Source organism: Mesorhizobium loti CJ3sym (assembly GCF_000472785.1).
GTDB lineage: Bacteria > Pseudomonadota > Alphaproteobacteria > Rhizobiales > Rhizobiaceae > Mesorhizobium > Mesorhizobium loti_E.
Genome location: NZ_AXAL01000003.1, coordinates 108,847 through 126,728, shown reverse-complemented (window position 1 = coordinate 126,728; position 17,882 = coordinate 108,847). Strand labels below are relative to the sequence as shown.

The following is a 17,882-nucleotide window of genomic DNA, read 5'->3' as shown; positions in this document are numbered from 1 at the left end:
CCCAAGGACTTTCCATGTTGTGTCGAATCGCTCTGTTCATGAAATTATTCCTATTTCCTGGACGAGAACAAATCAAGAACTTTTTATGCTGCGCTGCAAAAACTGGCGCTGCGCCCAGCTTTCCGCTATTCGGCTAAACATGCTCAGTGTCCTCATCGAAACACGCAATGACGAAGAGGCTCTCGCCCGCACGCTCGGCTCGCTGATTGGTGGCGCGGTCGAGGGCGTGGTGCGCGAGGTCGTCATCTGTGACACCGGCTCCACCGACCAGACGCACCGTATCGCCGAGCATGCCGGCTGCCACTATGTGGCGAGCGGCGGCATTGCCGCCGGCATCAGGCAGGCCAAGGGTGACTGGCTGTTGCTGCTGGAGCCGGGCGCACGGCTTGTGGAAGGCTGGATCGAAGCGGTGGTCGCTCACACGGCCAGGCAAACCATGGCGGCGCGATTCTCTCGCGCACGCGGCAGCCGCACGTCATTCCTGGCTCGGGTGTTTTCGGGAAACCGTGCGCTCGCCGACGGACTGGTGATCAGCAAGCGGCAGGCCGCTTCCTTGTCGAAGAGCTCCGGCAGCGCCGAGGCGCTGGCGCGCGGCCTGGCGACGAAGAAGCTCGATGCCGAGATCTGGGTGGCGCCGCCGAAGCAGCAGCACCGCACCCCGAAGTGATTTTTTGCGGCTGCTCTGTTCATTGTGCATTGCACAAAATCTGACGTGGGGTTAGCCTTCCTCCGAAGCGGGTGAATGGGTTTGGGTCATGCGAGTTGTGAACACCGATGCGGCATCGGGTGTTACGCTCATAGACGAGGACCCGATGAACCTTTCAACCCCTGACAAATCCGGTGCTGCCAGCCTCGAGGCCATTGCGCGCAATGGCGGCCTGCTGCGGCGCATTGCCGTGCGCATTCCGACCTACCTGACGGATCTGCGCGAAAACCCGGCCTGGCTGCCGATGTTCATGCTGGCGCGCACCATGCCGGGGCGCCGGATGCACTGGCTGGGTGCAAAACGCGCCCGTCCTGTCGACAATGCGGGCGATACGATGTTTGCCGGTGTCGAGCGGGCAACGGTGGTCGATGCGCTGCACGCCGACGGCCTGTTTTCAGGTCTGGTCCTGCCGCCGGAAATTCATCGCGAGATCGCGGATTTCGCGGGGCGTACGCCTTGCTTCGGCAATTTCGACCGCCGTTTGGAATTCATGCCGGGTGAACATGCGCAAGCCGAGAAACGCTTGGGCCGCTCGCTGCTCAGCGGCCACTATTTCGAGCGCATCCTCGACTGCCCGGCGGCACTCGCCATACAGCGCGATCCGCTGCTTCTCGACATTGCCGCGCACTATCTCGGCGCCCAGGCGAAACTGATCACGACGCGCGTCTGGTGGAGCTTTCCGACCGGCGAGGCCTCGGACGCCGACAAGAACCTTGCCTCGCTGGGCAAATATCATTTCGACCTCGACGACTGGCGCATGCTGAAATTCTTCTTCTACCTCAAGCCCGTCGACACCGGCACCGGTCCGCATGTCTATGTCAGGGGTAGCCATAACAGGCGCGCCATAAAGCATCAGCTGACCCTGTTGGTCGGCCATTCCGCCCAGGAGGTGCTGGACGTCTATGGCGAGCAGAGCCCGGTGACGCTGACCGGCGAAGCCGGCCTCGGCTTCGTCGAGGACCCCTTCGGTTTCCACATGGGCACCGTGCCGGCGCGCACGCCGCGGCTGATGATGGAAGTCGGTTTCGGTGTTTCGCGCCCCTCGCGCCGGCGCTTTCATGGCGAGCCGGTCATCCGCTGACGGCTATTTGCCCCGCCGCAGATGCTCGTCCAGGCGCGGCATGATCTCGACGAAGTTGCAGGGCATGTGGCGGTAATCGAGTTGCGCCTTGAGGATGCCGTCCCAGGCATCCTTGCAGGCACCGGGCGAACCCGGCAGCACGAAGACGAAGGTGGCGTTGACGACGCCGCCGATCGCCCGGCTCTGGATTGTCGAGGTGCCGATCTTGTCGTAGGAAATGCGGTGGAAGACTTCCGAAAAGCCGTCCATGCGCTTTTCGAAGATCGGCTCCAGCGCCTCCGGTGTCACGTCACGGCCGGTAAAGCCGGTGCCGCCGGTGGTGATGACGACATCGATGTTTTTGTCCCGCGACCAGGCCAGCACCATGTCACGGATTTTGTCGCGGTCATCGGTGACGATATCGCGGGCGGCCAGGATGTGGCCGGCCTCGGTGATGCGGTCGGCCAGCGTCTGGCCGGATTTGTCGTCGGCGAGGCTGCGTGTGTCCGATACCGTCAGCACCGCGATGCGCACGGGGACGAAGGATCGGCTCTCGTCTATCTTGGCCATGTCACTCGGCCTCCGATGTCATGCTGCGCGTCGCCGCGACGAACCAGTCGGGCTGGCGGTTGCGAATCTCTGCGGCCGCGCGCTTGGCGACATTGCCGGTCTCGAACAGGCCGAAGCATGTCGCGCCCGATCCCGACATGCGCGAAAAGCCCGATCCAGCCTTATCAAGCCATGACAGCGCCCGGCCTATGGCGGGCTGCATCGCAAGGGCCGCCGGCTGGAGATCGTTGCGGGTGACCTCCAGCCAGTTGCGCAGGCTGTGAAAATCGATGCGGCGCGGCAGCGGCGGCAGGGGTTCATTATCGCGCCGGGAAAGTGCCGCGAAGACATCCGCCGTCGGGACCGGCGTTCCCGGATTGACCAGCACCAGTCCCAGTGCCGAAAAGTCCGGTACCATCGACAGTTCGTCACCAATGCCGCGCGCAACCAGCGGCTTTGCCGCCAGGCACATCGGCACATCGGCGCCAAGTGAGAGGCCGACCCGCGCCAACTCGGCGCCACCGATGTCCAGCCCCCATGTTTCTGCCAGTCCGCGCAGCACGGCCGCCGCATCGCTCGATCCGCCACCGACGCCGGAGGCAACCGGCAGGTTCTTTTCGAGCTTGATCGAGACCGGAGGGGCTTTTTCGGACCCGACCACTTCTCGCAAGGCATCGCGCGCCCTGATCCCCAGATTGCTGGCGTCCAGGGGAACCGCCGGCGCGTAGCGCCCGGACACTGAAAAAACGTCGCTGTCGGCGGGCGCGATCTCGACCCGGTCGCCAAAACGCGTGAACACGGCCAGGCTTTCGATCAGGTGATAGCCGTCAGGGCGCCTGCCGGTGACATGCAGCGCCAGATTGATCTTGGCATGCGCATGCCAAGTACGCGAACCAATCTCGGTGTCCACGGCGTCAGTCGTACTGGAGATGATGCTCAGTCCTTGGCCAGCCGGTATTCGCCGGTCTTCGGATCCTTGACCAGTGTTCCCATGGCGCCGTTGGCCGCCTGCTTTTCGGTGCGCCGTACCTTGGCCGTCACGCGCTCGGCTTCACGCACGAACGTGCGGTAGCCGAAATAGGCGGCGACGCCAACGACGGTGAAGAAAATGATCTGCGGCATGCCAAAACTCCTCCCACGCTGGGCCGGCAAAGGCGGCCGGTCGGGACGATTAAGCTCTCATGGTAGACGGTTTCGCCGGGTTTTCAAAGCCCGAAGCGAGCCCACAATGCGCGCTCTTCCGCCGCATCAATGACGCCGCTGGCGGCAGCCGCGGCGATATCGGGTGCTGAAAAACGCGAGCCGAACAGGCCGAAGCGGCTGAGGAAACCGCGCGGCGCCGAGACCAGCCTGATCTGGGTCTTCGCTCCGAACCGGGTCTTCAGCACGGTGCGCATGTCGCCGAGTGCATCGACGAGGCCGAGCTCCAGGCCCGTCTTGCCGGTCCAGAACAGGCCGGTGAACAGGTCCGGGTTGTCCTTCAGCTTCGTGCCGCGCCGCTCCTTGACCAGATCGATGAAGGTTTCGTGGACCTCTAACTGCAACGCCTTCAGCCGCTCGACGTCTTCCTTCTTCTCGGGCTTGAACGGATCGAGCACCGCCTTGTTCTGGCCGGCTGTGTGGACACGCCGTTCGACGCCAATCTTCTTCATCAGCTCCGGGAAACCGAACGAGGCCGAAACCACGCCGATCGAACCGACGATGGAGGAGGGATCGGCAAAAATCTCGTCGCCGGCGACCGCGATCATGTAACCGCCGGAGGCCGCGACATCCTCGACGAAGACCAGGACCTTCTTGTTCTTTTCAACCGCCAGGTCGCGGATGCGCTTGAAGATCAGCCGCGACTGCACCGGCGAGCCGCCGGGCGAATTGATCGAGACGGCGACCGCCGGCGCGTCAAAGGAAAAGGCCTTTTCGATGAGGCCGGCGGTGGAAGCCAGCGACAGGTTCTGCCGGAACTGGCCGCCCGACATGATGGTGCCATGCAGCCGGATGACCGGAATGGTGACGACGGTGGAGCGCCAGGATTTCGGCAGCAAGCGGTTGAAAAGACGTTTCACGAGGGCGCGGTCTCCGGTCGGTGGGTTGCAGGCATGTAGGGATTTCCCGGCCAACAGCAATGCGGCCGGCCAGAATAGCTCAATCTCCAAACAGCGAGGCGAGACCGTTGGTGATCATTTCGCTGCGCTCATCGGGGCTGTTGCCCGATTGCGCGTGAAGCATCAGCGGCGGTCGGATGGCAAGTTTTCCGCGCGCGCCGAGTGCCGCCCGCACAATAATGCGGATCGCCGCCGCGTCGGGGCGAGGGTGGACGGCGAGCATCTCGGCATCGCCGAACCGGCCTGACATGGCGTCGAGAATGGCGCTTAGCTGTTCGGGCCGTGCGATGACGGCCAGCCCGCCGCGCGGCCTGGTCACGGCCGCCGCGCTGCGGATCCAGCTCTCGAACAGCCCGCCCTCCATGACATGCGCTTCCTTTCGCAGGCGGTCTGGCGTGGCGCGGTCGCGTGCGGCATTGAAAGGCGGATTCATGATGACGAAGTCGAAATCATTGTCGGCGAGGCCGGCCGTAGCGCGCGCCTGGCCGGATAGTGTGACATCGGCGACGAGCACGCACGCGCGATTACTGAGATGGGCATTGCCGGGATGGGCAAGGGTAGCCGCCGCGAAGGCCGCCATTTCCGGTGCGCGTTCGACAAGCACTGCCTGGGCAGCCGAGCAGCGCGATAGCACCGCCAGGCCGGCGGCACCGGCCCCAGCGCCGAAATCGGCGAGGCGCCCACCAAACGAGGATGGCAAGGATGCCGCCAGTATCATCGCATCCATGCCGGCGCGATGGCCGCCATGCTTGGGCTGCACGAGCCAGAACCGGCCGCGATGGAAGGCATCGACCGTATGGGCCGGCGTGTCGGGGACAAGGGCGCTCGCTTCAGCCATTACTTCTGGCGGATTTCGTTCTCGATGCCGGCGTCTTTCAGAATGCGCCGCGCCGCATCGGCGTGGTCGGCGTCGACCATGACGCGCTTCTGCAGAAGACCGATCGACCCTTCCAGAATGCTCATATTCTGATCGGCGACAAAGCAGGCAATGCCAGCGTCGCGCATCAGCGATTCGACAAAGGAGATGATCACGGCATCGTTGGTGCGGACAAGTTCTATCATCGGACGAAACTTTCAGTTTGCGGCGCTGATGTAAACGGGCACGCCGATTTCCATGGCAGAACAGGGGTCTGTTTCGGCACCGGTTGACACGCTGTCACCGCCGCCGCGCCAATTCGCCACTTGCCGTGGCCATGTCCGCCGCCCTAGAGTCCAGAGAAGGGACTAAGGGTGCCGTCGCACGCGTTATACCAAGACGGGAGTGATTGTCGTGGGTGTCGTTCTCAACATCGAAAACGGGAAGCGGGAACCCGCCTCCATCAAGGATCTGATCGATCTGACGGCAGCCGACATGGGGCGCGTCAACGAACTCATCCTGTCCAAGGCCGGTTCCGACGTCCAGATGATCCCGGAAGTGGCCAACCACCTTATCTCGTCTGGCGGCAAGCGGCTGCGGCCGATGCTGACGCTCGCCGCCGCGCAGATGTTCGGCTATGCCGGCGAAGGCCACGTCAAGCTCGCCACCTCCGTCGAGTTCATGCACACGGCGACGCTTCTTCACGATGACGTGGTCGACGAGAGCGGTATGCGCCGCGGCAAGAAAACCGCCCGCATGATCTGGGGCAACCAGGCCAGCGTCCTGGTCGGCGACTTCCTGCTCGGCCAGGCCTTCCGCATGATGGTCGATGTCGGCTCGCTCGAAGCGCTCGACATCCTGTCGAGCGCGGCTTCGATCATCGCCGAGGGCGAGGTCATGCAGCTTGCCGCCGCCAAGAACCTCGAAACCACCGAGGACGAGCATTTCGCCGTCATCAAGGCCAAGACCGCGGCGCTGTTTTCGGCTGCCGCCGAGGTTGGCCCTGTCATTGCGCAGGCGACCCGCAATGATCGCGCCGCACTACGCTCCTACGGCATGAATCTCGGCCTTGCCTTCCAGCTCATCGACGATGCGCTGGATTATGGCGGCACCAGCAAGGATCTGGGCAAGAATGTCGGCGACGATTTTCGCGAGGGCAAGGTGACCTTGCCGGTCATCCTAGCTTATCGCCGCGGCACCAAGGCCGAGCGCACCTTCTGGAAGCGCGCCATCGAGGACAATGTCACTGACGACGCGGGTCTGGAAAAGGCGATCGGCCTGATGACCCGCCACGGCGCCATTGCCGACACGATCGGGCGCGCCCGCCATTTCGGCGAGATCGCCCGTGACGCGCTGGCGCCGCTGGAGGAAACGCCGCAGAAGTCGGCGCTGATCGACGTCATCGATTTCTGCATCAGCCGGGTGAACTGAGAAGGCCGGCCTTTTCACGGGCTTCCTCTGGCTTGCGCCGGAGGCAGCAAGCTTGCGAATACCGGTCTCGCCGTCTCGACAAGCAGCCCTGCCGCAAATTATCTATAAAACATGGCAAAGGGCACGGACGACACCATCGCGGTGCGCATCAGCAAGGCGCTGGCGGATCGCATCATCTCGGGCGCGATCGAACCTGGGGCCCGGCTTCGGCAGGACCACATCGCCGAGGAATTCCACACCAGCCACGTCCCGGTGCGCGAGGCGTTCCGCCGCCTTGAGGCGCAAGGGCTGGCCGTCAGCGAGCCGCGCCGCGGCGTGCGTGTCGCGGCCTTTGATCTCGGCGAAGTCAAGGAAGTCGCCGAAATGCGGGCCGCACTCGAAGTGCTGGCGCTGCATCATGCCGCGCCGCACCTGACTTCAGCCATTCTCCACCAGGCCGAAGAGGCGACAAAGGCAGGTGACAAATCCCGCGATGTCAGGTCGTGGGAAGAAGCCAATCGCGCCTTTCACCGGCTGATCCTGACGCCATGCGCGATGCCGCGCCTGCTTGCCACCATCGACGATCTGCACGCCGCCAGTGCCCGCTTCCTGTTCGCGGCATGGCGCTCGGAGTGGGAAACCCGCACCGATCAGGACCACCGGGCGATATTAGCGGCCTTGCGGCAGGGAAACACAGAATCGGCCGCTGCAACACTGGGGCGGCATGTCCAATGGATTGGCCGCAAGCCGGTCAAGACGGCCTCCGGTACGACGCGCGAAGCGTTTGCCATCGTCGGCTAGGCGGTCCAGGAAAACCGTGAAACGGTTTTCCGTCCGGAACTACGCAAACAAGAAGCACTGAAACAGTCTTTGCACAGCCAAGGCTTGCTATCTCCTGGGAAATGTGGATTCGATAATAGATCGAAAGAGGAAATTATCTATAATTTTAGATCGATCGAAGGATCCCCATGACCGACATCGCATTTACGTCCCGCAAGCCCTCCTTCAGCCCGCTCCGGCTCCAGGATCGTTCGCTCGCCTGGCAGGCCGGCGCCGTCGTGCTCGGCACCTTGTTCCTGGCGCTGGCGTCCTACATCGAAGTGCCGATGGTGCCTGTCCCTGTCACCATGCAGACTTTCGCCGTAACACTCATCGGCGCGCTCTACGGCTGGCGGCTTGGCGCGGTCACCATCGCCGCCTGGCTGGTCGAGGGCGCTGTCGGCTTTCCGGTTCTGTCTGGAGGAGCAGCGGGTGCATCCTATTTCGTCGGTCCGACGGGTGGTTATCTCTTTTCTTTCCCGGTTGTCGGCGCGCTGGTCGGCTGGCTGGCCGAACGCGGCTGGAACGGCAACAGGGTGTTGCTTGCCTTCGCCGCCATGCTGCTCGGCAACCTTGCCTGCCTTGTTCTCGGCACGGCCTGGCTTGCGGTCATGATCGGCGCCGATCAGGCCATTACCTTCGGCTTCCTGCCGTTCATCGTCGGCGGCTTGCTCAAGTCGGCGCTTGGTGCTGCGACGCTGATGGCGCTTCGCGGCGGCAAGGCGAAGCCGGCCAATCCGTGACGATCAGGCTGCGCGCCCATCATCTCCTTTGCCTGCTCACCTATGTGGGCAAGGGATACAGCCCCGCTTTCACGGCCAATTATGACGCGATCGCGGAGCGCCTGAGCCGGGGCGAGGACATCCTCCTCGTTTCCGGCCCGGACGATATCTGCGCGCCGCTGCTCGACGAGCCGGAACCGCATTGTCTCAACGAGAGCGTCATCGAACGGGACCGGCTTGCTGCGCTCGATGTCGGAGATTTGCTGGCTCGATCAATCCAGGCCAGTGTCCGCATCGATCTCGATGCGGCAATCCTGGCGCGGATGCGACAGGCGTTTTCTGCTGATAGTGTACGCAAGGCCTGCGACGGCTGCGAATGGAACGAGCTGTGCAGCACTATTGCGGCCGGCGGCTTTGCCGATACGAAGGTACAGCGATCCGTCGTGCCTGGCTGACCTTGACGCCGGCTTTTCCGTGACCGAATGTCCCTCCCAGCCATGGTTTGTTAATCGGGTGACCCGATTGTGAATTTCAGACGGATTGAAGCGCGACCCCAAAAAGGCCATGCTTTGCCCGGAAAGATCGAGTCTACGTCGATCCCGCTGATGCGGAGATGGCGCCTGGCTGAAAGGGATACGATGCAGCAAGGACGTGCGCGCTGGCTGACGAGGCTGGCAATTGTGACAGGCATGGCGCTCTCGGCTTTGCCGGCCTATGCCAACCAATCCACCGAACCGGTCAAGATATCGTCGTTCTCGGGCGCCTATCTGGCCGCCCATATCGCCGAAGCCGACAACGACCTCGACAGCGCCATCGCCTACTACAAGCAGGCTTTGGCCTTTAATCCGAGCGACACCGGCCTGCAGCAGAGCCTGATGCTGTCGCTGATCGCGCAAGGCCGCTTCGACGAATCCCTGGTCTATGCCGACAAGCTCAAGGAAGTGCCCGATGTCGAGCGTTTCTCGCGCCTGGCGCTGGCGGTAGATTCCTTCCACAAGAAGGATTTCACCAAGGCGCAATACTGGCTCAAGCTGTCGCTCGAATCAGACCTCGACCGGCTGATCTCCGGCGTCATGTCCGGCTGGGCGCAGCAAGGCGCGGGAGAGGCCACCGATGCGATGGCCTCCATCGACAAGCTGCAGGGGCCGGACTGGTTTGGCCTGTTCAAGTCCTTCCACCGCGCGCTGATCGCCGATGCGTCTGGTATGCCCGACAAGGCCGAGGCGATCTATGCCGCAACGATGCAGGACACGACCGCCGGCGGGGCGGCGCCTGAAACCTGGATGCGCAACGCGCAGGCCTATGCCTCGTTCCTGGCCCGCAAGGGCGACAAGGCCAAGGCGGTATCGGTGCTTGACCAGGCCGAGGCGTTTTCGCCGGGCAAGCTGGAAATCGTCGCCTTGCGTGACAGTATCGCCAAGGGCGACAAGATCGAGCCCTTCGTTTCCGGTCCGTCGGATGGTGCTTCGGAAATCCTGCTCGATCTCGCCACCGCGCTCAACCGTGGCGGCGGCGAGCCGTTCGTCCGTCTTTACCTGCAATACGCCCTGGCTTTGCGGCCTGAAAGCGATGCGGCTCTCGTGCAGCTCGCTGCCGTTGCCGAACAGTTGAAGGACGGCGAGGGCGCCATCGCGCTCTATCGGCGGATTCCTGATTCTTCGCCGCTGAAGGAGCTTTCGGACCTGCAGCTCGGCCTCAACCTTGCCGATCTCGACCGCCATGATGAGGCGATCACCCATCTCAAGGCCTTCGTCGACGCTCATCCCGACGACATGCGCGCCTATCTGGCGCTCGGCGGGGTCTATTCCTCGAAGGATGATTTCCGCTCGGCCGCCAACCTCTACGACAAGGCTGTCGAGGTGCTGAAGACGCCGACCGCGGCCAACTGGAACATCTTCTATCAGCGCGGCATCGCCTATGAGCGCCTGAAGGAATGGCCGAAGGCCGAGCCGAACTTCCGCAGGGCGCTGGAACTGCAGCCCGACCAGCCGCAGGTGCTGAACTATCTCGGCTATTCCTGGGTCGACATGAACATGAACCTCAAGGAAGGCCTGGCGATGATCCAGAAGGCCGTAGATCTCAGGCCGAGCGACGGTTACATCGTCGATTCCCTGGGTTGGGCTTATTTCCGCATGGGCAGGTTCGATGACTCGGTGCGCGAGATGGAGCGCGCCGTCTCGCTGAAGCCGGAAGATCCGGTTCTCAACGACCATCTCGGCGACGCCTATTGGCGCGTCGGCCGCAAGCTTGAAGCCACCTTCCAGTGGAACCAGGCCCGCGACCTGAAGCCCGATCCCGATGTGCTGGCCGTCTTGCAGCAGAAGCTGATGAAGGGCCTGCCGCCGATCGAGTCCAACACGGCGCAAGAGACCCCTAAGGTCAAGCCGGAGCCGGTGCCTGCCCCGAAGGGGTGAAATCAGCTTTTTGAATGCGAACGGGGCTCTTTTCAGGGTCCCGTTTTCATTTGCAGCGGTGCGCAGCCCTTAGAACAGTTTCCGGTAGACGACGAAGCCGGAGCGTTCGCCGACCTTGTCATAGAGCTTCATCGCGGTCTGGTTTGTTTCATGCGTCAGCCAGTACACCCGGCCCGAACCGGCGGCCTGGGCGCGCTCATAGACGCCTTCGATCAGCGCCCGGCCGATGCCCTTTCCGCGCGACCCCTGCGTGGTGAAAAGGTCCTGCAGATAACAGTTCGGCGCGATTGCCGTCGTGCTGCGGTGAAAGAGATAGTGCACGAGGCCGAGAAGCTGTCCGTCGCTTTCGGCAACCAGCGCATGGATCGGCTCATAGGCATCGAAGAAGCGCGACCACGTCATCGCGGTGATCTCGCTTGCCAGCGCTGTCTCGCCCGAGCGGCCATAAAACGCGTTGTAACCGTCCCAAAGCGGCAGCCAACGGTCGAAATCCTGTCGCGTGACCGGGCGGACGATGACGGAGTTGGACATGGCTGGGCCTGTTGTCGTTGATGTGAGGATTAAACAGACCGCAGGTGCCCATGCCGGGCAATGGGCCAGCAAGTCGCAAAGCGCTCAACATCGTACGGCACCCGCAGCCCGCATCCGGCGCGCTTTGCTTGACGCTTCGACGTCGTGTCTCTAGGACGTGCCGGAAGAGCATGATCCCGAAAAGCGGGTACCGGTTTTCTCGGACAAACGGTTTCCGTTTGTCCAGAGATCATGCTCGAGAGACAAGCCAGCCTTTGCTGTCGAGGCCACCGTGACGATTGAACTTCCCGCCCATATGCATCCCAGCCGCTCGTTCCAGGGGCTGATCCTGACCTTGCACAATTACTGGGCGGCCTACGGTTGCGTCATCCTCCAGCCCTACGACATGGAGGTCGGCGCCGGTACGTTTCATCCGGCAACGACGCTGCGCGCGCTCGGGCCAAAACGCTGGAACGCCGCCTATGTCCAGCCCTCGCGCCGTCCAAAGGATGGCCGCTATGGCGAGAACCCGAACCGGCTGCAGCATTATTACCAGTACCAGGTGATCCTGAAGCCCAATCCGCCGAACCTGCAGGAGCTCTATCTCGGCTCGCTCCAGGCGATCGGCGTCGATCCGCTGCTGCACGACATTCGCTTTGTCGAGGACGATTGGGAAAGCCCGACGCTGGGCGCCTGGGGGCTTGGCTGGGAATGCTGGTGCGACGGCATGGAAGTCTCGCAGTTCACCTACTTCCAGCAGGTCTGCGGCATCGAATGCGCGCCGGTGGCCGGCGAACTGACCTACGGGCTGGAGCGGCTGGCCATGTATGTGCAAGGCGTCGACAACATCTACGACCTCAACTTCAACGGCCGTGAAGGCGCCGACAAGGTCACCTATGGCGACGTCTTCCTGCAGGCGGAGCAGGAATATTCGCGCCACAATTTCGAATATGCCAACACGGCGATGCTGCTCAGGCATTTCGAGGACGCCGAGGCCGAGTGCAAGGCGCTGCTCGATGCCGGCGCGCCGGCGTCGAACGACAATCTGCCTATGCACAAGATGGTCTTCCCGGCCTACGACCAGTGCATCAAGGCCAGCCATGTCTTCAACCTGCTCGACGCGCGCGGCGTGATCTCGGTCACCGAGCGGCAAAGCTACATCCTGAAGGTGCGCAATCTGGCGAAAGCCTGCGGCGAGGCGTTTTTGAAGACGCAGGCGGGTGGATTGGCTGCTTAGCTAGCTGCTTTCAGGAGTATGGCGGTTGTGCTGACAGGCAGCGCGCTCTGATTGCTGGCACCGTCGATGGTCCGCAGCGCCTGCCGCACACCCGGCATCGAGAAGGCGCCGTGGACCTGCGCGGTGAAGCAGGCGCTGAGTGCGAGGATCTGCAGAAGTCTGGATGCCGTTGTCATGGTCGTTGAGCCAAGTGTTCCCTGCCTGAGCGTGGGTCGCTTCAGCGCTGCGTTCGGTTCATGGAAATCTTTGATCCAAGGACGCGCCGGATCGCCTCGTCCCGACAGGGCGGCCAAAATTTCCGCAGGGGTGACAGCGGCCAGCCGAGTTGCTATGCCGCGCTCACCATTGCTGCGTGAGCCTCAACCATGCCTGACCTGCTTCTAGAACTTCGCTCCGAGGAAATTCCCGCCCAGCCGCGCGACCGCAGCGCCGGAGGCGCGAGGACGCGCAAACAGGAAAATGGCATGCGGGCGGAGGCACTCTGATGCCGGATTTGTTGCTCGAACTTCGTTCCGAGGAAATTCCCGCCCGCATGCAACGCAAGGCGGCGGGTGACCTCAGGAAGATGCTGACCGACGGTCTGGTCGAGGCGGGTCTGACCTATGAGGCGGCGCGCGAGTACTGGACGCCGCGGCGTCTCACGCTCGACATCAGGGGCCTCACCGCACGCTCGAAGGATATTCGTGAGGAAATCAAGGGGCCGTCGACATCAGCGCCCGAACAGGCGGTTCAGGGTTTTCTGCGCAAGGCCGGGCTTTCCTCAGTCGCCGAGGCGCATGTCCATTCCGACCCGAAGAAGGGCGACTTCTATGTCGCTCACATTTCGAAGCCGGGCAGGGCGGCCGAGGAGATCATCGCCGCACTGGTGCCTGATATCATCCGCAACTTCCCCTGGCCGAAATCGATGCGCTGGGGGCCGGCCTCGGCCAAGCCGGGCTCGCTGCGCTGGGTGCGGCCGCTGCAATCGATCCTGTGCACCTTCGGCCCGGAGACCGAGGAGCCTGTCGTGGTCGATTTCGAGATCGACGGCATCCGCTCCGGCAATGTCACCTATGGCCACCGTTTCATGGCGCCGGGGGAAATCACCGTGCGTCGCTTCGACGATTATGTGAGCAAGCTGGAGGCGGCGAAGGTCGTGCTTGATGCTGACCGGCGCAAGGAGATCATCCTTGCCGACGCCCGCAACCTCGCCTTCGCCAACAGGCTCGACCTTGTCGAGGACGAAGGGCTGCTGGAGGAAGTCTCCGGGCTGGTCGAATGGCCCGTCGTGCTGATGGGCGAGTTCGAACAGGCATTCCTCGCCATTCCGGCCGAAGTGATCCGTCTGACCATCCGCGCCAACCAGAAGTGCTTTGTCACGCGCCCGCAAGGCGAGGGCGAGGCGCTGTCCAACCGCTTCATCCTCACCGCCAACATCGAGGCTACGGATGGCGGCAAGGAGATCGCCCACGGCAACGGCAAGGTGGTGCGCGCCCGTCTCTCTGACGCGCTGTATTTTTGGACCACCGACCAGGGCGATCTGCCTGACCTCGGCCAGCTCGAAGCATCGGCGGAAAAGTTCGGGCTCGACCTCAAGAAGCCGCTCGACCAGCGCATGGGCCGCCTCGACCATCTCGGCGTCACCTTCCACGCCAAGCTCGGCACGCAGGGCGAGCGGGTGGAGCGGATCGCCCGGCTTGCCGAGGAACTGGCACCGATCGTCGGCGCCGATCCCGCGCTGGCGCACCGCGCCGCGGTTCTTGCCAAGGCCGATCTCACCACTGAAGTCATCGGTGAGTTCCCCGAATTGCAGGGCGCCATGGGCAGCAAATATGCGCTGCTGCAGGGCGAGCATCCGTCCGTCGCCGCTGCTATCGAGGAACACTACAAGCCGCAAGGCCCGTCCGATTATGTGCCGAGCGATTTGGTATCAGTCACTGTCGCGCTTGCCGACAAGCTCGATATGCTGGTTGGCTTCTGGGCGATCGATGAAAAGCCGACAGGGTCCAAAGATCCCTATGCGCTGAGAAGAGCGGCATTAGGTGTGGTGAGGATCATACTGGAAAACAAGCTCAAGCTCTCGCTGGGCTTCGCCATTGCGGCCGCCGTCTCGTCAGCCCTTGCGGCATATGACCAAAAAGGTGAAGGGGCCGAGAGCCGCGGCGTGGTCGCGATGCTCGATTCCCGCATTGGCGACTACAAGGGCGCAAGCCGGCTGCTGTCGGAAGCGGGCTTGATTTCCAACTTGTTGAAAGGCGGATTGGCCAAGGCAAGTGCAGAAACCTTTGGTTCCGCCGATCAGGAGCGCGAGTTCTTCGATGGCCAGCGTCTGATGGAACTGGAGGCCTCGCTATCGCCATTCATTGCCGACCTGCTGTCGTTCTTCCACGACCGACTGAAGGTCTACCTCCGCGATCAGGGCGCCCGCTACGATCTCATCGATGCCGTCATCACACCGCAGTCCGACGACCTCTTGCAGATCGTGCGCCGCGTCGAGGCACTCGGCTCCTTCCTCGACACGGAGGACGGCAAGAATCTGCTCGCCGGCACCAAGCGTGCGGCCAACATCCTGGCTGCCGAGGAGAAGAAGAAAACGGCGGTCGCCGAAACCGTTGAGCCGGCGCTGCTTCGCGAGGTTAGCGAGAAGTCGCTGTTTGCGGCGGTGAATCAGGCCGAGAAGCAAGCCGGCGAAGCGATTCAGAACGAAGACTTTTCTGCCGCCATGCTGGCACTTAGTGCGTTGCGCGAACCCGTTGATTCATTCTTTGAGCATGTTCTCGTGAATGATGAGGACTTGTCTGTACGTGCCAACCGTCTGGCGCTGCTGGCGCGCATCCGTGCGGCCACCGGTCAGGTCGCCGATTTCTCGAAAATCGCCGGCTGAGAGCCCAAGAAAAATATCTTCGAGCCGGCCGTTCGCGCCGGCTTACAGTCATATGACGATGATCTCTCCGTGGCAAAAGGGACATGTTCCCCAACCCAACGGAGGCTTCCATGAATTCCGATCACGAAATCGAAGTGACTGAAGAAACCTCGGCCGCCGCCGAGGCGATTGAAACCGCTTCCGAAACCGATCACGACGCCGCTGCTACGGTCGAAGCCGCCGATCACTCTGACGATGAGGACGGCGACGAAGAAGAAGGCGACGAAGAAGACGGCGAAGCGTCTGACGAAGACGACGCCGACCATGCCGTGAAGGCCGAAGGCGACGAGGGCGAAGAAGAAGCCGAAGACGACGATTCAGAAGAAGACGACAAGGAAGAAGCCGCCTGAGATTTCAATCCGGTTCTGTCGAGAAAAAGGGCGGCGCATCAGGGTCGCCCTTTTTTGTCCATCTTCCAGGATACTGACTTGTCAGTTAGCCAGGAAGCTGACTTTGTCAGTCTTCCAGGATGCTGACGCGCACGCTGTTTTCATAGACATCGACCTGGATCAGCGGCTCGCCATTGACGATGGCGCGCTTGGTCGAGGCACTCATCGCACCCGGACGCTCCAGCATGCGCTGCAGATCGGCGCGCTGGTCATTGCTCTCAAACCACTCATCGCCCTGATCGTCTCGGTCGCGACGATGGAATTTGTGCCAGTTGGCGCGGTCTTGCCGCACAATCTGCGCGGCGCTGTCCAGCGCGTAACCGTCGCTCGCCTGATGATCGCGCTCGGACATACGCGCGACGTAGGACCCCAGCATGTCGTCGGCTTGCGCTGCACTGGCGCCCAGCAGCGACACCAGCAGAAGCCCGGCCACGGTAACGGTCTTGGATATTCTCATGATCAACCCCCTTTGAAAGACGAATCCAGCCTGCCAGAGCCGCCCCTTTGCCTGAATCGCTTGACCAAATTCAGGCGGCGGCGTCGAGCGGCCAGATATTTCAGCACAAGCTCGCGCGGCAATGGTGCACAGGGCGCCGTCAGGCTGTCAACGATCGTCTACTTGACCTTGCCGACCCCGGAAGCAGGGAGCGGCGCTGCTGCCGGCGCGGTGGGCTTCTTCTGCGCGCTCGGTGCCGGAGCGGCCGAGGCGGTTGCCTTGGCGGGCGTAGGAGCGGGGGTGGTGGCCGCTGCAGGCGCCTTGCCTTGCGCCGGTGTCGAGAAGGCGCCGCCGACGACGCCGCCACGAATGATCATCAGCTCTTGCGAGAAACCGTGCTGCGCTTCGGGTGGGTTCGGGATTGCAGAGACTTTTTCATAGGTGACGTCGGGCTCGCCTGCTGCGACAACCGACTGCACATCGCTCGCTCGGGCGGGGTCAGCGGCCTTCAGGGTAAGGACGGAGGGCGTCGAGGCCGGCGCGCCGGGAAAGACCAGCGACGAGGCCTGAGCTCCGCCGCTCAACGCCACCAGGGTGATCCCCAGCAAAATACGCACAGACACGATGACCACTCCCCTTTGCCCAACCCCATGGTAGCGGACCGGAATTGATGCCGGCTTTCGCTGAAACATAGCATTTTAGGAATTGATAAATCGCCAAGGCCCTCTGTTGCCAACAGCCGGCTTGCCCAACAGCCGCCATCGTATTACGCAGCCGGCATCTGCGAGGTGACGAGAGTGGCTGAGATACTTGCCGTCGGCGAAGCGATGGAGCGGGCGCTGGCTCTGCTCCGGGGCGGCGACGTTGTCGCCATCCCGACGGAGACCGTCTACGGGCTTGCCGGCGACGCCACCAACGGCATCGGCGTGGCGGGCATCTTCGAGGCCAAGGGACGGCCGCGCTTCAATCCGCTGATCGCCCATGTCGCCGACATGGCGATGGCCGAGCGCATCGCTGTGTTCGACCCACTGTCGAGGAAACTGGCACAGGCGTTCTGGCCGGGTCCGCTTACGCTGGTGCTGCCGCAGCGGCCTGGCAACGGCATTCATCCGCTGGTCACAGCCGGGCTCGATACGATTGCCTTGCGCATGCCGAGGGGCTTTGGCGGCGATCTCATCGCTAAACTCGGCCGGCCGCTGGCAGCACCCAGCGCCAATTCATCCGGCAGGATCAGCGCGACGACGGCGCAAGCGGTGGCGAACGATCTTGGCGCACGCATCAAGCTGGTCGTCGATGGCGGCGCAACGCCGGTCGGGGTGGAATCGACCATCGTCAAGGCAGAAGGGGAGAGGTTGCGACTGCTGCGGCCAGGCGGCGTCGCCGCCGAAGAGATCGAAGCGGTCATCGGCGTAAAACTGTTGCGCGGCCATACAGCCGGCATTGAGGCGCCGGGCATGTTAGCCTCGCACTATGCGCCGGAGGCCGATGTTCGGCTCAATGCCGGCGCGGTCGGCAAAGACGAAGCACTGCTTGCCTTTGGCGATCAACGGGCCGAAGGCTGGCGCCATGCAGCCGCCTTCCTCAACCTGTCCTTGTCTGGTGACCTGCGCGAAGCGGCGAGCAATCTTTTCGCCTACATGCAGGAACTAGATCGCAGCGGTGCGCGCGCCATCGCGGTCGAGAGGATTCCCTTCGACGGTCTTGGTGAAGCCATCAACGATCGGCTCTCGCGTGCCGCCGCCCCTCGTGACAACACACAGCCCACGCCATAGT

At 62.9% G+C, this 17,882-nt stretch carries 21 protein-coding genes; 11 read left to right on the top strand and 10 right to left on the bottom strand.

Annotation, left to right across the window (positions count from 1 at the left end):
- The first annotated feature begins 139 nt into the window (after window positions 1-139).
- Both A3A9_RS0107580 and A3A9_RS0107575 read left to right on the top strand, forming a co-directional pair.
- Window positions 140-667 carry a glycosyltransferase gene (locus tag A3A9_RS0107580; RefSeq protein ID WP_027058238.1) on the top strand — a complete coding sequence of 176 codons (528 nt, stop codon included), beginning with the start codon at window positions 140-142 and terminating at the stop codon, window positions 665-667.
- A gap of 145 nt (window positions 668-812) precedes the next feature.
- Window positions 813-1,787: a hypothetical protein gene (locus A3A9_RS0107575; RefSeq protein ID WP_027058237.1), complete on the top strand. Its 975-nt coding sequence runs from the start codon at window positions 813-815 to the stop codon at window positions 1,785-1,787.
- 3 nt (window positions 1,788-1,790) lie between these two features.
- On the opposite strand, the gene moaB is transcribed toward A3A9_RS0107575, so the two are convergent.
- The 6 genes from moaB to A3A9_RS0107545 form a co-directional block, all read right to left on the bottom strand.
- The gene (gene moaB / locus A3A9_RS0107570; RefSeq protein ID WP_027058236.1) at window positions 1,791-2,336 is read right to left on the bottom strand and encodes a molybdenum cofactor biosynthesis protein B; all 546 of its coding nucleotides are present in this window, start codon (window positions 2,334-2,336) and stop codon (window positions 1,791-1,793) included.
- Between the two features lies 1 nt (window position 2,337).
- Window positions 2,338-3,225 carry a 4-(cytidine 5'-diphospho)-2-C-methyl-D-erythritol kinase gene (locus A3A9_RS0107565; RefSeq protein WP_027058235.1) on the bottom strand — a complete coding sequence of 296 codons (888 nt, stop codon included), beginning with the start codon at window positions 3,223-3,225 and terminating at the stop codon, window positions 2,338-2,340.
- Between the two features lie 26 nt (window positions 3,226-3,251).
- Window positions 3,252-3,437, bottom strand: coding sequence for a membrane protein (locus A3A9_RS0107560; RefSeq protein WP_013896713.1), 186 nt, complete (start codon window positions 3,435-3,437; stop codon window positions 3,252-3,254).
- A gap of 83 nt (window positions 3,438-3,520) precedes the next feature.
- Complete coding sequence (locus A3A9_RS0107555; protein WP_027058234.1) at window positions 3,521-4,375, bottom strand: S49 family peptidase; 855 nt, start codon at window positions 4,373-4,375, stop codon at window positions 3,521-3,523.
- Between the two features lie 79 nt (window positions 4,376-4,454).
- Entirely contained in the window at window positions 4,455-5,252 is a 798-nt protein-coding gene (locus A3A9_RS0107550; RefSeq protein ID WP_027058233.1) for a tRNA1(Val) (adenine(37)-N6)-methyltransferase, read from the bottom strand.
- Window positions 5,252-5,476, bottom strand: a complete 225-nt coding sequence (locus A3A9_RS0107545; RefSeq protein WP_027034179.1) for a DUF2007 domain-containing protein — start codon at window positions 5,474-5,476, stop codon at window positions 5,252-5,254. The genes A3A9_RS0107550 and A3A9_RS0107545 overlap by 1 nt, the downstream gene beginning before the upstream one ends.
- Window positions 5,477-5,684: 208 nt before the next feature.
- Between A3A9_RS0107545 and A3A9_RS0107540 the strand changes: the two genes are divergently transcribed.
- From A3A9_RS0107540 to A3A9_RS0107520, 5 genes are all read left to right on the top strand, one after another.
- Window positions 5,685-6,701, top strand: a complete 1,017-nt coding sequence (locus tag A3A9_RS0107540; RefSeq protein WP_027058232.1) for a polyprenyl synthetase family protein — start codon at window positions 5,685-5,687, stop codon at window positions 6,699-6,701.
- Window positions 6,702-6,812: 111 nt separating this feature from the next.
- The gene (locus tag A3A9_RS0107535) at window positions 6,813-7,481 is read left to right on the top strand and encodes a GntR family transcriptional regulator (protein ID WP_027058231.1); all 669 of its coding nucleotides are present in this window, start codon (window positions 6,813-6,815) and stop codon (window positions 7,479-7,481) included.
- Between the two features lie 167 nt (window positions 7,482-7,648).
- Window positions 7,649-8,242 (top strand): biotin transporter BioY, encoded by a 594-nt coding sequence (locus A3A9_RS0107530; protein WP_027058230.1) that lies wholly within the window; start codon window positions 7,649-7,651, stop codon window positions 8,240-8,242.
- Window positions 8,239-8,676 carry a DUF1284 domain-containing protein gene (locus tag A3A9_RS0107525; RefSeq protein ID WP_027058229.1) on the top strand — a complete coding sequence of 146 codons (438 nt, stop codon included), beginning with the start codon at window positions 8,239-8,241 and terminating at the stop codon, window positions 8,674-8,676. The genes A3A9_RS0107530 and A3A9_RS0107525 overlap by 4 nt, the downstream gene beginning before the upstream one ends.
- A gap of 183 nt (window positions 8,677-8,859) precedes the next feature.
- Complete coding sequence (locus A3A9_RS0107520) at window positions 8,860-10,635, top strand: tetratricopeptide repeat protein (protein WP_027058228.1); 1,776 nt, start codon at window positions 8,860-8,862, stop codon at window positions 10,633-10,635.
- Window positions 10,636-10,704: 69 nt separating this feature from the next.
- Here A3A9_RS0107520 and A3A9_RS0107515 read toward each other — a convergent pair whose 3' ends face one another.
- Window positions 10,705-11,166, bottom strand: coding sequence for a GNAT family N-acetyltransferase (locus tag A3A9_RS0107515; RefSeq protein ID WP_027058227.1), 462 nt, complete (start codon window positions 11,164-11,166; stop codon window positions 10,705-10,707).
- Window positions 11,167-11,461: 295 nt separating this feature from the next.
- On the opposite strand from A3A9_RS0107515, the gene A3A9_RS0107510 reads away from it, so the two are divergent.
- On the top strand, window positions 11,462-12,382 hold the full coding sequence (locus tag A3A9_RS0107510) for a glycine--tRNA ligase subunit alpha (RefSeq protein WP_202596359.1): 921 nt from the start codon (window positions 11,462-11,464) through the stop codon (window positions 12,380-12,382).
- Here the strand turns inward: A3A9_RS0107510 and A3A9_RS0107505 are convergent.
- Entirely contained in the window at window positions 12,379-12,558 is a 180-nt protein-coding gene (locus A3A9_RS0107505; RefSeq protein WP_027058225.1) for a hypothetical protein, read from the bottom strand. The two genes, A3A9_RS0107510 and A3A9_RS0107505, sit on opposite strands and share 4 nt — an antisense overlap.
- Before the next feature lie 308 nt (window positions 12,559-12,866).
- Between A3A9_RS0107505 and glyS the strand changes: the two genes are divergently transcribed.
- A complete protein-coding gene (glyS, locus tag A3A9_RS0107495) occupies window positions 12,867-15,245 on the top strand; it encodes a glycine--tRNA ligase subunit beta (protein WP_027058224.1) in 2,379 nt (792 codons plus the stop codon).
- A 110-nt stretch (window positions 15,246-15,355) separates the two neighbouring features.
- Window positions 15,356-15,634, top strand: a complete 279-nt coding sequence (locus A3A9_RS0107490) for a hypothetical protein (protein WP_027058223.1) — start codon at window positions 15,356-15,358, stop codon at window positions 15,632-15,634.
- A 106-nt stretch (window positions 15,635-15,740) separates the two neighbouring features.
- Here A3A9_RS0107490 and A3A9_RS0107485 read toward each other — a convergent pair whose 3' ends face one another.
- A complete protein-coding gene (locus A3A9_RS0107485) occupies window positions 15,741-16,130 on the bottom strand; it encodes a hypothetical protein (protein ID WP_027058222.1) in 390 nt (129 codons plus the stop codon).
- Window positions 16,131-16,288: 158 nt separating this feature from the next.
- Entirely contained in the window at window positions 16,289-16,732 is a 444-nt protein-coding gene (locus tag A3A9_RS0107480; protein ID WP_027058221.1) for a hypothetical protein, read from the bottom strand.
- Between the two features lie 174 nt (window positions 16,733-16,906).
- Here A3A9_RS0107480 and A3A9_RS0107475 point away from each other — a divergent pair, with 174 nt between their 5' ends.
- On the top strand, window positions 16,907-17,881 hold the full coding sequence (locus A3A9_RS0107475; protein WP_027058220.1) for an L-threonylcarbamoyladenylate synthase: 975 nt from the start codon (window positions 16,907-16,909) through the stop codon (window positions 17,879-17,881).
- The last annotated feature ends 1 nt before the right edge of the window (window position 17,882 follow it).